Here is a 14106-nt window from a genome sequence, read left to right as displayed (position 1 = left end):
TCATACTTCACCGGAATTAATCAGATTATAATCAACCGCATAAATCCTTCTTGTTTCTTCCAATTTGATCAAATATTGTTTCTTTAGTCCATCAGTAAACACACTATCGGAATACATAGCAAATGACACTTGTGAGGCTAATGATAAAGCTGCCAGTAATTTAAAGCTGGCAGGTACTTGTTGCCAAATAGTTGGATCATTCTCTAATAAATTATCAACAATGTTTTTGCTGTAATAAAACAGTGAGGTAAGTTTACCACCCTTGAAGTAAATCTTACCTGCCTCTGTATAAAATTGTAGGTTAGATGGCACTATTACAGCACATTTAATGCAATCATTAATATTCGGTATTTCGGTAAAGTTTTGTCTATTGCCTTCGATATTATCAACTCTCCGTAAGGCAAATGACCATTTAACCATTAGTACAGTATCTTCAATAGCAGGATTAACAAACTCCTCACTTAATTCCTCGGCTTTTGATATTCTGCCACCACCAATTCTACTAATACCACAATTTGACCCAAGTACTACTACTGCCTTTTTGATAATCTCATATTTCACAATAATTACACTATTGAATCAATTTTGTAGTTACCCATCTTCATTCTCACTCTCAACAATACCACCATCACCATCATCCTCAACAACATTATCACCAACACCAATATCAACACCACCAACACCGGCAGCAGCATCAACAGTAGCAGCTCTTCTCATGACCAGTACTTGCGTAGCTAAATTATTGTTGGCAATTACTGCTAAATCATTATCAGTAATATCCTCACTATTATCACTATTCCGGCATTGATTGCCAAACATCTGCCATGGCATTGTTATGCTATGTAAGCCTTTCCGGTGATTCTCATTAGCTATTGCTTTCCACAATTCACCATGATGGCTGGTGCGGTCATAGTCCTCTAAACATTTAATGACCACTACTGCTTGTTCATTATCACGGCTAGCTCCAAATGCTTCACTGTAATATAATACCTTGGCATAGTGGTATTGTACCAGCTCTTCAATACCCTTCTTGTTAGAACCACTAACCGTATTAAATCTTATGGCTCCTTCATTAAAGGCATAGCAATCTCTAACAGCATATCTAGATTGATTAGCATCCCCAGTATTATCAAATATACCACCCAGCATCTCGCTAGTAATAAAAGTAAATCCTAAGAAACTATTAACTTCACCACTTACTAAGGCTCTAACGTTATTATAGTCATAATTGGTAATTTGTGGATCACGTAGTAAGTCTGAAATTTGATTGCTTGAGCACAATAAGTATAATTTATCATACATACCAAAAGAGCGTTTTTTTAAGATATGATGAGCTTTTATTAGTTTGTCAACAGTCAGTCCTGCTCTCTTTTGCTGGATGCTCCCTCTATTGACGGCAACTGCAGCTTGAGCATTTAAGCCTAAATTAACATCAGTAACCCTAATTCCTACTGGTACCACATTATTAGCTACGTCAAAGTTAACAACATTGTTGCCTGTCCTTCCTGCTCGAACTGGACTTGCAAAAGCACTAATAATTATCCGGTCTTGTTGCCTACCCATTGCCCAACCTGCCATTTTAGGAAAATGTGAAGTAGGGTCAGTTAATAGGTTCAACTTATCATTCCTATCCATGGTAGCGTTCCAGTGATAGGCAGAAGCCGTCAAAAATCTTCTTGAAATAGTTGGAATCTTAAATTCTATTTGTTCTAATCTACCAGGGTCTCCACCATCAGTATAATGTCCATGTAAATGATCATCAGGATCAATTGCCCGTCGATTTCTACTCTCCACCTCATGGGTAGTCATTGACTCAAAGCTAATTACCTCAGTATCCTGCGTACCATTTGTAACGCATTTTCTTAATTTACAACCTTCTTGTTGAATAACTAAGCTGATATTTTTGGCAAATTGTTCTTTAAGACCATCTGTTATTTGTTCCATTTCTTTTCTCCTCAAATAATCTATCAATATTTAAAGTGTGATATCATTTATACTCGAATCAACAAAAACTTAAGCTGGTCGTTGTCCTCTATGCAGCCAACAACCTTTCGAGTATATATGTTATTAGTGGCTCTTTTATGATAGGTTATTGCGAAGTTGCAGCCTTAAATGAGTTGTCACCTACTTCATGACTTTAATGATTGCTTGGTTACGTTATTTTTTATTGTGTCTTATCATAAGCGATCTTGTATAATTGTTGCATACGTTTAACAGCTTGTTCATGTCCCGTATGCTCTTTACTCCTTAATTTTACCACAAACTCGGGGTCAGAATCAAGTTTATCTATCTCTGACAATGCCGCCTCTCGGCTGTTAATGCCAGGTAGCTCTTTGCCAATTACTAACGAGTCAGATTTTAAAGTTTCACCGACTCGTACTAATAAATCAACTAAAGCTGGTGCGTAATGTGAGTCTTCAATTAATCCAGCCAGCTCTTTAGTACCAAACTTAGATAAGGCTGCCTGCATCACTGTCATTTTACTGTCAAAACCTTCACCATAATTGCGTTTCAGCAAATCAATGTGAGAGTGACGTGTTTGCTCGATAGCATTTTGTTGCTGTTTTTGTAAATCCTGCGAAAAACCATACAGAGAATTAAGCAGCTTCTCACCTTGCCTTTTAGATAATCCGCTTTGGTAAAACATATCTTCATAACGAGTTAAATACTCCTCATCTTCCTTGGAGCGTTTATCAGTATATTTCTTATCTTCAGGCAATCCCAAACGGCAATAGAATTTATGCCACTCATCATCAGAGCTGTCATCTTTTGGCACAGCAACTCGCTGATTTAAGCTTTTTTCTGCTTCCAAATAGCTCTGAGCTAAAGATGAGACATCCTTGAATTTACCCAGTGACTCAGCTTTACGTATTTCCTCAGGCATGTTAGCTAGCCAATCACTACCAGAGGAAGTAGGGCTAGTTTCATAGTTATTGGCAATTAATTCTTTACTCATCTGCTTATTCTTCTTTCAACGTTTCCATTTCTTCTTTTAACTTCTCTATTTCTTCAAGGATTAGCCCGGTAAATTCAATGATTTCATCTATTGGCTTTTTTTTATCCAACATTTTTTTTGCCATGGCTATAGCTTTTTCTTCAATACCTTCAGCTTTGCCTTCAGCTTTGCCTCTAGCTTCAGCATCTTCAATTTGTTGCTGTTCTACCGCTAAATTATCAAAATAGGCTTTTGTTCTTTGCTCATAGGTGTTAAGCTCTGCTTCTGACCAGCTAGCTTGGTCTACAGCCTCAAAGGCTCTCCTAATAATTTCATCTTTACCTATTAAATTCTCTATTTCTGTTAAGGTTAATTTACTATCTCCTGCATGCTTGAAAAAATACATCCACTTCTCTTCAATACTCTTTAGCTCATCAATAGTTTTTTTAAATTTCTCAAGCTCTAAAAAAACAAAGTAAAAATCTTTTAAATCATGGGCATAGCTCTCTGTATCTAAAAGACGATGTTCTGATTTCCAATGTTTTTTATCGCTAAACATCACAAAATCCGCTATCGCTAAAAATATTACTCCTTTTAATTTGGCGTATACTGCCAGTTTCTTGTGTTTCTCATCTTCCTCAAGTCTTTGCTGAGAATATGCTTTAGCTGCATAATATTGGGCTCTCTTCTCAAATCCTGGATGCTTACTTACCTGCATCTCTACTATGAATTGATTACCGTGTTGATCTTTACATAACACATCAACTATGGACTTTCTGTAAATAGCAATATCAGGGTCTTGGATAGTTGGTAAAAATGTCACCTCAATTATTTGCTCATTTCCTTTACACTTGAGAACATCATTTAAAAAATGAACAAGTATATCTTTATTCTTTTCAGTACCAAAAATTTGGCGAAAACAAAAATCATTTTTAGGGTCAAGAAACTTTGATAAAAACATATAATATAACCTCTTAATTGTTACTAAATATCGCCATTATTTATCTGATTCATTAGTACCATCGATATTATCAATTCCATCATCTTCTGAAACTTGTGAGCATATGTATAGGAACAAAGCTCGATGCCCTTCAAGAAAGGCTGTGTAATTACTTTCTTGCCGAACGAAATTGCTACGATATATGCCACTCATTTGTGCTAAATCCTCTAATACTATTTTACCATCTTCTCCACTAAAAAGCTTGCAATAAATTGATTTTAACTGCTCTTTTGTTAATAAAGGTGATGAGGATGAGGAGTTAATTGATAGTTTCATTCTTTCTTACCCTTATATCTGTTGTTGTTGCTGTTGCATTTGCATCATCTTACGTTGTTGTCTGATTTGTAATACTTCTTGCTCGTTCTTCAGGATTGAGCTTGGGGCTCCTCGCAGCTCAAAAAATAGTTTAAAACATTCATCCCAGTTGATATTATCATAAATCTCAGGAAAAAAGTTACTGATTCCACTTCGTTGAAAAAAACCTAATACTTGCTCAACGCTGGATATTGCTGATGTTTTCTGTGCCCTGGATAGTGGTGAAACATATTCAATCTCTATCTTGGGTGGGCTATTTGCTCCCTCTAAAATCGGTACTCTGTTATATTTGATCAGCGTCTGATATATCGCCATGATTAACGGATTTAACAACTCACTCTCAATTCTTCCAACCATCGGTGACATTAAACGATATTGTTCTTCTGTCCTAATTTGCACCTCGGTGGCAGTCATTTCTTTGTTTTCCTTTTGCATCCTGAATATATCGATATAGAATGCCTTGTATATCGCATCGCGACATTGATTTTGTTCGATTTCAGTAGGAATAAGATTTTCCATACCGGTTATTGGTATTATTTTATCTGCCATACCATTACGGTAGAAATTAACACTGCCTGGCGTAGTATATAGTGGTAAGTAATACCCATCTTTTGGCACTAATAATGGTGGGTCTAGCTGTTTCTGGGCTACTTTTAGGGTAATTTGCCTTAAACTATTGAGCAATTTAATATCAGGCAGCACATGATGAGCCGGAGCATAGCCATATACTTCACCTTCTTCTTTTACCCATCGCGTCACAAAAAATGGGAAATAAGAATAGCCTGATTGATTGATAATTTTTTGTTCAGCTAGGTAGATATATTCTGAGCTATAATCAAGTATTAATGAGCTAGCTGTTGCCATTGGTTTTCTACCTTTATTCTTCTGATTTTGAGCTTGCGGGCTAACTATATGTAATATTTCTACTATTTCATCAGGATTTTTGGCTAATCTTTCCTTGAAAGGAGCAAAGTCTGACCATTTAGCTAACGCAGATTTTATCGGCATACTAAATAGTCGATACATTGTATTAACAAAACCAAACTTATCCTCTTCAAAATAACATTCTTGTAAATTAATGTTACGGAAGAATAGAGTTTGTTCTAATTCTGGGTCTTCTTCAACATAGAATATCGCGGTACCAAAGGCAGCGAGATTTAGAAAAAACTGATGAATCTGATTATAAAAATTAGAAGCCGGATTGTTGAATATATCCATTAAAGATTTTTCTAACATTTGGGCTAGCATGCTGCGTTCAGCTGTTGTTAAATATTCCTGCTGCTCTTTATTTTCAGCAGCTATAGTAAGGTTAAACCAATTTATTGCTGGATTTACCAGCAAGCTTTGTAAACCTGATGCTAATTGCTCTCTTGACCAAATAGAAGTTGAATCAAATATTACCTTATTACTCTCAGTTTGTGGGCAAACATATTTCTTTAGCTCATCCCATACTTGCTGCCATTTCTCCCGCTTGCTCTTGAGATTGTCAAAATATTCAATTTTTTTGTTTAAATCACTATCAGCCATAAGCTGTCACCATATTCCTTGTTACGTTTGAGTTTATAGTTGAGTTTGGGTTTAAATATGGCGTACCAAGTTTCTTTGACACTTTCTTGAGCTTCTTGATAAAGTCATTATCATACAACACCTGATAGTTATATTTCTTACCGCTAGCTGCCGTCATGCTAGGCAAACCAAGGGTTAACCCTTCAATATCCTTAAGCGATACTATCTTGCCAAGAGATTCAGATAATTGCGGTAAATCTTTTAATTGTGGTACTGACCGCATGTTAAAATGCTCCACTGCTTGTTTTAAACCACCAAGCTCAGCTATCGGCGTTTTTGCTAATCCTGATCGACCATATCTTGCCATTTGCTCTAAATTGCCCGACATACCATCATATTGATGGTTATTAGCAAGATCAACTTGTTCAATCCTCCCTCTAAGGTTATGCATAATATTTGATGTATTCATATAATGACCAATACCAACTAATGGAGATAAACATTTTAGTCCAAAACCTAACTGTCCAAGTATTGAAGTTCCTCCTGCTACAGTTGCTGCTCCTGCTCCTCCTAATGCTCCCAGTCCCATTCCAGCTCCAAAGGTTAAGGCACCAAGACCTGCCCCCTGTACCAAGCCTGTAATGTTGGCTGATTTCTGAAGTTTCTCAGCCCGCCACTTTACATCGTGAGCATAACTATCTAACTGACTTTGTGCAGATGAACCATAATCCCTTAATTTATTTTGTAAACCCTCAATATGCTTTTGGCGTTCAGTATAATCAGCAGTTATTTTATCTTCTATGCTTTGCTGTTGTTTATATTGTTCAATGATGCTGGTTAATTGATGTCTTGCCTGATCAAAATTACTAGTATCTTGCAATAGACGATCTTGACTTGCTTGATAGTTACCTAACTGATTCTCAAGATCAGCTTTTTCCATACTAAGATTTTTATGTTCCCTAGTAATGTCATTCATAGATTGACGAATTCTGCCTTCCATTTCTTGACGTTGCTTTTTTAACGATTCAACGTCTTGCTGATGTTTGGCAATTGTACTGCCTGCTTCTTCTTCAGTTAAGCCTCGTAAACTTTCTTTTTGCTTGGCTACTTGCTCATAGAGATTTTGAAAGACACCTGGTAATTGTTCCACCTCGCTCATTCTTGCTTCAAGGGCTGGAGCTTTCTGTTGCAATGCTGCAAAAGATTGTTTAAGTTGTTCAGATGAGGAAGCTAGCCTAGCTCTTTGTGCTTCTATGTTCTTTAAACCACTATCATATTGGCTAGTATAGTGATTTAATTGGTTCTGCATCTCATAGTTTCTAACGTTAGCTTGATATTTCTGCTCCTCTAGAGAACGTAAACCATGCACTGACTGTTGTAATTCATGAGATAGCTTATTGATAGTATTTTGTGCCTCACGAGCATAATTATTATAACGATTCTGCGATTCCTCATAGTTATGCGTATGCCTTTTTTTATCAGCACCAGTAAGATACTTGCCGCCAGGAACATACTTAGAAATACCTTTAGAAACCTCCCGGCTAAAAAAACCTCCAACTAAACCTGCAACTGCTAAGGCTGGTAACCAGAACATTATATTACCTCATCTATATTATAGCTATTTATATTTATCCCCCTTTCAGCCATTTCATCTCTCCAAAGCATTATAATCATTCATTACTTTACGATATTTTAGTATGTTATATTGTGATTGCTGTTGCTCATTACCAGTTTTAACATCCATCGCTAAATAACAAAAACTCTCAGTTATATCGGTAGCTCTCGAGGAGCTAGAATGCACGCCTCTTTTAGTGGCATCAAACTCATAGAGACCGTTAATGCCAAGTTGGCATTTCTTAGCATCTATTCGGCACGTGCCTAGCAGATTTCTGGCTTTAGTTATCATTTCTTCCCGTAAATATTTCCTACCAATAGCAAAAGGTGGGAAGCCTACTTTTTCTGCTATTTCATTGGCTTGTTGTAAGCGAGTATCCAAAGTTGGCATTTGTCTTTGGTTCATATCATGGGGCAATACATTACGTCCATATTGATACGGTCTAGTTCTTAAATGATTAAGATAAAACTCTAAATTTTTACCCCTATTCATATAAAAATCGATACTATCAATATAGTCTTTTTTCTCTTGAACAAACCAAATCACCGTATAATCAACAATACCTATATCCCAGTAAGTGTTAACCTGATAGCTTGCATCAAATGGCACATAGCCAATACGCCCCTGACTTTCAGCCAACCGTAATTGTTCAACAAAAGTACCACCTTGATCAGCTCTCTTGTAACGATAAGCAGCAAAGTCACAATAAAACTCTCTTTGAATCTCTTCATTAGTCATGTCGACCGAAGCCAACTTATTTTTATCGACTAATGGTTGTCCCTCATTATCCGTAGTATCTTCAATAGTTTTTATTTGGCAAAATACTTCCGGACTATCTTGGTATTTCCGGTATAATTCTTCACCATGTGTCAGTTTTGGATTATCGGAAGGAGTGTACAAATAAAGCAACCAGGCATTATTACGAATTACCATCGGCTCTATAACACAACTCATAGCTCGTGGATCATGGTAAGAATATTCCGAGATAACTGCTCCCTTAATACCACTACCCCTGATAGTAGCATAACGATCACTACCAACAAACTGAATCACTGAACCATTTTTAAATAATATCCGTTGCTTATATTGCTGACTACGAGCAATAATGCCTTTAGGGATAAATGACATATAGGGACGCCCCGATAATGTCATACCATCCCATACACTCATTTTAGCTTGATTATAGGTAGGATAGACATACCAGTAAATGCCAACTTCTCGAATAGCACTAGCAGTGATCCAGTTAATACCCATAATATCCTTACCAGCCCTCCTATGCCAAATGGCAATAGCTTTCTTACCACCCGAGTATAAATATCTCCACAAAGGTAGCTGAAATGGATAAGGACACCAGTCCACCGGAAATTTAATGCTGGTAGATATAGAGCTAGGAAGCTCTTTGTTGGCTTTACTAGTAGTTTCCATCACTGTGGTCTTAGTTTTCTTAATTAATTGAACCATCTGCCCCATAAGACTCTATTTCAAAGTTAGTTACATCAATCATTTTTGCCATTTCTCGGGTTTTTGCTATTTGTTCAGTTTCATCATTATTTTTCCTATGGTAACCAGCACCATTCTTTCTCGTTTGATATTTCTGGGAATTAGCTTTAAGATATTCCAACAACGATTTAGAGCAATATTTTTTCTTAGTAGCAATTGCCTGATTATCCTTGTTATAAGTCACTTCCTCATATCCGTTAATTGCCCTATCATATAACACTCCTTCTGCTTTATCTACCGCAATGGCTAAAGCTAAATTAACGCATTTAGCTAAATATTTATCGCTATTAATAATCCGGTGCAACTTAAGTGGTGAGATGCAACCAGCCTTTTTAGCTGCAATAACAATGTTACCATGCTCACAAAGATATAATAAAAAATTAGAGATATCCTCTATTGAACCAAACTTACTGATGGTACTAGATGATATCTTTGCTAAATATTTTTCAAACAAACCATAATTTTTAATCATATATGTCTCTTTAAAAATCACTTGTAATTACCTCTATTATACCTGACTTCCAGGCTTTTTACCACTTGAAAAATAAAAATTAAAAAAGTGAAATTTTTTAATAACAAATGATTAATTACCTTAAAAAAATTTTTTGTAAAACGCCCCCCCATACCCTATTTTATGCTGCATGTACCCCCGGATGATTTTGCGGGCAATTTTTGCGAAAAAATGTAAAAAAGTGCTCACTACATGACAATTTTTAGATATAGAGGATTAAATGGTTGAATTTTGCTGATAATTCATGATGATAAAGGAAAAAATACTTGGTTCACATATGAATAATCATTCCGCCCCTCTAGTCGAATTATTACAAAAACATATTTCACTTAATTTATCAAGAGCAAAATGTTTAGGATTATTTATCATTTCAATGCTTAACTGTAGGACAGTAAACATGGCGATACTATGTAATACCATGCCGTCTGAAATTCAATCAGCATCATGGTATAGAAGGATGCAAAGATTTATATCTGAAATCTCAATATCATGGAGAGTATTACCTGTAATGTTAGTTATGATGACTGGGCTTGAAAAGCAGCACAAATGGGTATTATGCTTGGATAGAACCAATTGGAAATTTGGTAAGCGACACATTAATATTTTATACTTAGGAGTTAGTTTTCACGGGATTGCTATCCCCCTTTTTGGCATTTTTTAAGTGATAAAAAATGTGGTAGCTCTGATTATATTGATCGTATCGATCTGATGGAGTGTTTTTTAGAAATATTTGATAAAACCAGAATTGAAGCGTTGACGGCTGATAGAGAATTTATAGGTAAGGAATGGCTTGCCTGGCTTGGAGATAATCACATAGCATACGTTTTACGTGTAAAAGAAAATGGTCAGTATATCAGTAATGCAAGAGGCCAAATGGTTAAAATACAGGAGTTATTTCGCCCTCTAGCCGTAGGATCCTATATGAGTTTATTTCAGCGTAGAATTGGTAAAAAAGGTGAGATTTGTAACGTAGTAGGGATTAGAAATAAGAAGGGTGAGCTTGCAGTTTTAATACATAATGATGAGATTAAAAATCCTGCTGAGATATATGCTCAAAGATGGGAAATTGAAACAATGTTCAAAGCTTTTAAATCAGCAGGCTTTAACTGTGAAGCAACTCATATTACTAATGATTTACGATTAGATACATTGATGCAAATAATGTCTATTGCTTTTTGCCTAGCTTATCAAACTGGAGAGATTATAGTGCTAGATAAACCAATAATTATCAAAAAACATGGTTATAGGCAAAATAGTATATTTCGTGTTGGATTAGATACATTGGTTACTATTTTGTATAATATCTCTACTCAATTAGCACGTTGGATACAGCTGTTGTCCTGGATATTTCAGTATCCAGAGATAGCAAAATGAAAAATTGTCATGTAGTAAGAAAAAAGTGACAAAAAATTACTAAAAATCTTATCAAAATAGCTATAGATTATGAATCTAAGGACGAGTTTCTGCTTATTAAGCAGAGGTTCAATCTTTGTAAGCCGCATTACTCTCATATTTTCTAAATCCTTATAATTTCATATGTGATTCATATGTACTTTTCAACCTTTAGTAACTGGTTGATTATTATTAACTTCTTTGTAATCTTTCTTTTTTCGCTTAATACAATTAATCTTTTCTTCTATTTGCTATATGTTATACCACCGCCATTCTATCAACATTGATAACCTCAAAAGTAAAATTCTGGCTGCTGCAAGCGTCTTCCAAAGCTCTCCTATAATTATTCTGAATCCAAGCACCAATAAAGGCAGTGGCTGGTTTGAGAATGATCTTCTTGCTAGTCATATCCTCTTCAATGGCTTCTAACTGGCTAAACCATGCTTTGTCGATGAACTCACCCTGTGACTTTAACAAATATTCCCTTATTTTATACCATACTGACTTTGGGTCTAGTTGACTTAGCCCTGAATAAACTGATGCTGATTTATTGCTACTGTCAGTGGTTTTGTTGCTAATAATATCCAATAGATCAACCTGCTTGCCGTATACCGCCTGCACTTGATTGAGCAATTGGCTTTTATCATTGTCTGACAAAGATATATCTGCTAAATCAATCTTGTATTCATCGTTAAACACTCCTACAAACCGACAACTAGTCAGCAATTTATAAGCAGTATCAGGCTCAAAGGCTGCAGCAATTTTGCGTTTTAACTGACTCCGTGGTGAAGTATCCTGATTTGCTTCTATCTTCAACAAATAAGCCTCTTTTGCCTTGGTAACATCGTCTATCTTGAAGTTAAAATTATCATTATTTACCAAATTTGATTGACGCATTTCACGAATCAAAGCTATTTTCATGTAATTCAGTACTGCTTGCTTACAAGGAAAGCGATTATCAGGATATTGTTCACTAAGTTTAATCAACAGCTTGTTGATATAACTCAAATTGAAGTCACGACCTGATCTCATTCTTAGCAAAGCCCCATCTTCTTTGGTCAATGGGTGAAACTCCTCTAGCTTCTTAGATGCATACCAGTTTTTAGCCTTTTTGGCAATATTGCTAATCCAACTTGCTGATTCTCTACTTGGCTGTTGCTCCCCATTATTCCCTGAATATCCACCACCTGTTGAATCTGAATCTGAGTCTGACTCATCATCGACTGAAGCTACATCACCAGAATTGCAGTCTGTTGAATTGTCGGGTAACGCTTCACTTACTGAGTTTACCGTTACCTTAGGCGGCAAATTAAAGCTTTGCTCCTCAGTTAATTTAAGCTCTGACAAACTTTGTTCACCTGTTCTTACCGTTACCTCAGACAGCAAATTAAAGCTTTGCTCCTTAGTTGACTCAGGTTCTGGCAAATTTTGTCCACAATTTTTTTTATTTTTTTCACATCTAGATAAAGATATAGATATATTATTATCTATTATATTGTGTGGGGGAAATTTTTTTTCATTCGGGTTAGATTTTTCTTCTGATTGAGTTAAAATTTTTCGATGGCTAGATTGACTATTTGTGTGATTAAAGTGATAAGAATTATCATTAGCTTTACGAAAATTTATAAATTTCTTAAGGAGTTTGATACATAAAATATTGCGGCATTTTAGGTTATATTTGATTGTAGTAATTAAAGTGAAATCAATGAACCCACTTGTTTGTAATTCTTTTAGACATTGTCTAACCCGTCTTTGACAAACTCCTAGTTCTTTTTCGAAGAAGTGATAGCCTTCTTGCAATTCTTCTGATAGTCTATCTTTTTGATAAATCTGTAAACGAGAAACTATCAATGATAAAAGTCGACGAGAAGTTGTACTTAATCGTTTATTACAATTATTGGTAAGATTTCGCCATTCAGGTGGGATAAAATTGCCAACAAAGTTATAAAAGATAATATCATGTTTTTCAATTAAAGGGTTAGAAAAAGTTAATGATTCTGTCATACTTTTCCCCCTTGTAATAGGGTTGAAAACAAATTTTTTTGTAGATCAAATTTCAGGATTTTTGTTTGAGAAAGCACATACAAAACACATATGAAATTTTTAGTAAGAGTTAAAAAACTCTGAAAGAGTAATAAGTAATAGATTGAACAAGGAAGGGGTAGTTGGTTAGAGCGTCTGCCTGTCACGCAGAAGGTCGCGGGTTCAAGTCCCGTCACTCCCGCCAGTTCTTATCAGGGTTTCAGGATTTTCTTACTTTACTAAAAATTTCATATGTAACTTCTCAGACAAATTTCCTGAAATTTGACCTACAAAAAAATCTATTTTTAACCCTGTTACAAGGGGAGGAAATATGACAGAATCGTTAACTTTTTCTCGCTCTGTAGTTGAAAATCAAGATATTATCTTTTATAACTTTGTTGGTAATTTCATCCCGCCTGAGTGGCGAAATCTTACCAATAATTGTGGTAAACAATTAAGTAAAACGTCTCGTCAACTTTTATCGTTGATAGTTTCTTGCATGAAAACTGGTAATTATAGAAATTCAGATGAATTACAAGAGGGCTATCATTTTTTTCAACAAGAGCTTGGAGTTTGTCAAAGACGGGTAAGGCAATGTCTAGTAGAATTAAAAGACAGTGGTTTTATTGATATTTATTCAACTACAATAGTTAAACATAATGTTAAATGTCCTAATATTTTATGTGTCAAACTAGTTAAAAAATTTATAAATCTTCGTAAAAATAATTGTGACCCTAATCAACAAAAAATTTCAGGTCAACCTGAAAAAAATTACCACCCAACTGGAAAAAATTTTCAAAAAAACGCATCTATATATATATCTATAATATCTAGATATGGAAAAAATCAAGAAAATTGTGGACAAGTCTGTGGACAAACTGTGTCAGAGTCTGAATCAACTGAGGAACAAAACATTAATTTTCCGTTTGAGGTAACGGCAAAAAGAGGTGAACAAAGTTTGTCAGAAGTTGAATCAACTACGGGGCAAAGCTTTAATTCATCGCCGGAGATAACGGTAAGTTCAGGTGAAAAAAGTTTACCAAAGCTTGAGTCAACTGAAGAAAAAAGTTTTAATTTACCTATGGAGATAACGGTAAGCTCAGCAAATGAAGCATCACCCTGCAATTCCTCTGATGCATCTCCAACTGATGACGAGTCAGATTACGATTCAGATTCTGATTCAACAGATGGCTATTCAGGAGGTAACGGGTCTGAGCAAGAAGCTAGTGGGAAATTGCCTAGGTGGCTCAGTGATATTACCAAACAGGCTAAAGTGTAAATTGTAATCAGGTTTTGATCCCCTATTGTAA

Annotated in this window: 13 protein-coding genes; 3 read left to right on the top strand and 10 right to left on the bottom strand. The window is 35.5% G+C overall.

All coding sequences use genetic code 11. The features are described 5' to 3' along the window. The 9 genes from AAHM80_RS04170 to AAHM80_RS04130 form a co-directional block, all read right to left on the bottom strand. Positions 1 to 561, bottom strand: coding sequence for a hypothetical protein (locus AAHM80_RS04170; RefSeq protein WP_342260371.1), 561 nt, complete (start codon positions 559 to 561; stop codon positions 1 to 3). Positions 562 to 591: 30 nt separating this feature from the next. After that, positions 592 to 1944: a phage capsid protein gene (locus AAHM80_RS04165; RefSeq protein WP_342260370.1), complete on the bottom strand. Its 1353-nt coding sequence runs from the start codon at positions 1942 to 1944 to the stop codon at positions 592 to 594. 220 nt (positions 1945 to 2164) lie between these two features. Further along, a complete protein-coding gene (locus tag AAHM80_RS04160; RefSeq protein ID WP_342260369.1) occupies positions 2165 to 2956 on the bottom strand; it encodes a hypothetical protein in 792 nt (263 codons plus the stop codon). A 4-nt stretch (positions 2957 to 2960) separates the two neighbouring features. Further along, positions 2961 to 3896 carry an Rpn family recombination-promoting nuclease/putative transposase gene (locus AAHM80_RS04155; protein WP_342260368.1) on the bottom strand — a complete coding sequence of 312 codons (936 nt, stop codon included), beginning with the start codon at positions 3894 to 3896 and terminating at the stop codon, positions 2961 to 2963. Positions 3897 to 3932: 36 nt separating this feature from the next. Then, complete coding sequence (locus AAHM80_RS04150) at positions 3933 to 4211, bottom strand: hypothetical protein (RefSeq protein ID WP_342260367.1); 279 nt, start codon at positions 4209 to 4211, stop codon at positions 3933 to 3935. 12 nt (positions 4212 to 4223) lie between these two features. Further along, positions 4224 to 5777 carry a portal protein gene (locus tag AAHM80_RS04145; protein ID WP_342260366.1) on the bottom strand — a complete coding sequence of 518 codons (1554 nt, stop codon included), beginning with the start codon at positions 5775 to 5777 and terminating at the stop codon, positions 4224 to 4226. Continuing rightward, positions 5770 to 7350 carry a hypothetical protein gene (locus tag AAHM80_RS04140; protein WP_250310989.1) on the bottom strand — a complete coding sequence of 527 codons (1581 nt, stop codon included), beginning with the start codon at positions 7348 to 7350 and terminating at the stop codon, positions 5770 to 5772. Before AAHM80_RS04140 ends, AAHM80_RS04145 begins: the two co-directional genes overlap by 8 nt. A gap of 54 nt (positions 7351 to 7404) precedes the next feature. Further along, positions 7405 to 8796, bottom strand: coding sequence for a hypothetical protein (locus tag AAHM80_RS04135; RefSeq protein WP_342260365.1), 1392 nt, complete (start codon positions 8794 to 8796; stop codon positions 7405 to 7407). A 19-nt stretch (positions 8797 to 8815) separates the two neighbouring features. Continuing rightward, positions 8816 to 9343 (bottom strand): hypothetical protein, encoded by a 528-nt coding sequence (locus AAHM80_RS04130; RefSeq protein ID WP_342260364.1) that lies wholly within the window; start codon positions 9341 to 9343, stop codon positions 8816 to 8818. Between the two features lie 283 nt (positions 9344 to 9626). Between AAHM80_RS04130 and AAHM80_RS04125 the strand changes: the two genes are divergently transcribed. Both AAHM80_RS04125 and AAHM80_RS04120 read left to right on the top strand, forming a co-directional pair. Continuing rightward, positions 9627 to 10043 (top strand): transposase, encoded by a 417-nt coding sequence (locus AAHM80_RS04125; RefSeq protein WP_342260363.1) that lies wholly within the window; start codon positions 9627 to 9629, stop codon positions 10041 to 10043. Between the two features lie 47 nt (positions 10044 to 10090). Further along, entirely contained in the window at positions 10091 to 10756 is a 666-nt protein-coding gene (locus tag AAHM80_RS04120) for a transposase (RefSeq protein WP_342260362.1), read from the top strand. 276 nt (positions 10757 to 11032) lie between these two features. Here the strand turns inward: AAHM80_RS04120 and AAHM80_RS04115 are convergent, their stop codons facing one another. After that, positions 11033 to 12778, bottom strand: a complete 1746-nt coding sequence (locus AAHM80_RS04115; protein WP_342260361.1) for a DnaA N-terminal domain-containing protein — start codon at positions 12776 to 12778, stop codon at positions 11033 to 11035. Positions 12779 to 13127: 349 nt separating this feature from the next. Between AAHM80_RS04115 and AAHM80_RS04110 the strand changes: the two genes are divergently transcribed. Beyond that, positions 13128 to 14075, top strand: a complete 948-nt coding sequence (locus AAHM80_RS04110) for a hypothetical protein (protein ID WP_342260360.1) — start codon at positions 13128 to 13130, stop codon at positions 14073 to 14075. Positions 14076 to 14106 lie beyond the last annotated feature (31 nt).

The sequence above is a fragment of the Candidatus Tisiphia endosymbiont of Metellina segmentata genome (assembly GCF_964030715.1).
Taxonomy (GTDB): Bacteria; Pseudomonadota; Alphaproteobacteria; order Rickettsiales; family Rickettsiaceae; genus Tisiphia.
The sequence above is the reverse complement of the archived record's forward strand: the minus strand, read 5'-3'. Positions and strand labels throughout refer to the sequence as shown.

What these genes read in the sequence shown, in the direction of transcription:
- AAHM80_RS04165 (WP_342260370.1), bottom strand. Translation starts at nt 1,944, where the DNA reads ATGGAACAAATAACAGATGGTCTTAAAGAACAATTTGCCAAAAATATC.
- AAHM80_RS04160 (WP_342260369.1), bottom strand. Translation starts at nt 2,956, where the DNA reads ATGAGTAAAGAATTAATTGCCAATAACTATGAAACTAGCCCTACTTCC.
- AAHM80_RS04155 (WP_342260368.1), bottom strand. Translation starts at nt 3,896, where the DNA reads ATGTTTTTATCAAAGTTTCTTGACCCTAAAAATGATTTTTGTTTTCGC.
- AAHM80_RS04150 (WP_342260367.1), bottom strand. Translation starts at nt 4,211, where the DNA reads ATGAAACTATCAATTAACTCCTCATCCTCATCACCTTTATTAACAAAA.
- AAHM80_RS04145 (WP_342260366.1), bottom strand. Translation starts at nt 5,777, where the DNA reads ATGGCTGATAGTGATTTAAACAAAAAAATTGAATATTTTGACAATCTC.
- AAHM80_RS04140 (WP_250310989.1), bottom strand. Translation starts at nt 7,350, where the DNA reads ATGTTCTGGTTACCAGCCTTAGCAGTTGCAGGTTTAGTTGGAGGTTTT.
- AAHM80_RS04135 (WP_342260365.1), bottom strand. Translation starts at nt 8,796, where the DNA reads ATGGAAACTACTAGTAAAGCCAACAAAGAGCTTCCTAGCTCTATATCT.
- AAHM80_RS04130 (WP_342260364.1), bottom strand. Translation starts at nt 9,343, where the DNA reads ATGATTAAAAATTATGGTTTGTTTGAAAAATATTTAGCAAAGATATCA.
- AAHM80_RS04125 (WP_342260363.1), top strand. Translation starts at nt 9,627, where the DNA reads ATGATGATAAAGGAAAAAATACTTGGTTCACATATGAATAATCATTCC.
- AAHM80_RS04120 (WP_342260362.1), top strand. Translation starts at nt 10,091, where the DNA reads ATGGAGTGTTTTTTAGAAATATTTGATAAAACCAGAATTGAAGCGTTG.
- AAHM80_RS04115 (WP_342260361.1), bottom strand. Translation starts at nt 12,778, where the DNA reads ATGACAGAATCATTAACTTTTTCTAACCCTTTAATTGAAAAACATGAT.
- AAHM80_RS04110 (WP_342260360.1), top strand. Translation starts at nt 13,128, where the DNA reads ATGACAGAATCGTTAACTTTTTCTCGCTCTGTAGTTGAAAATCAAGAT.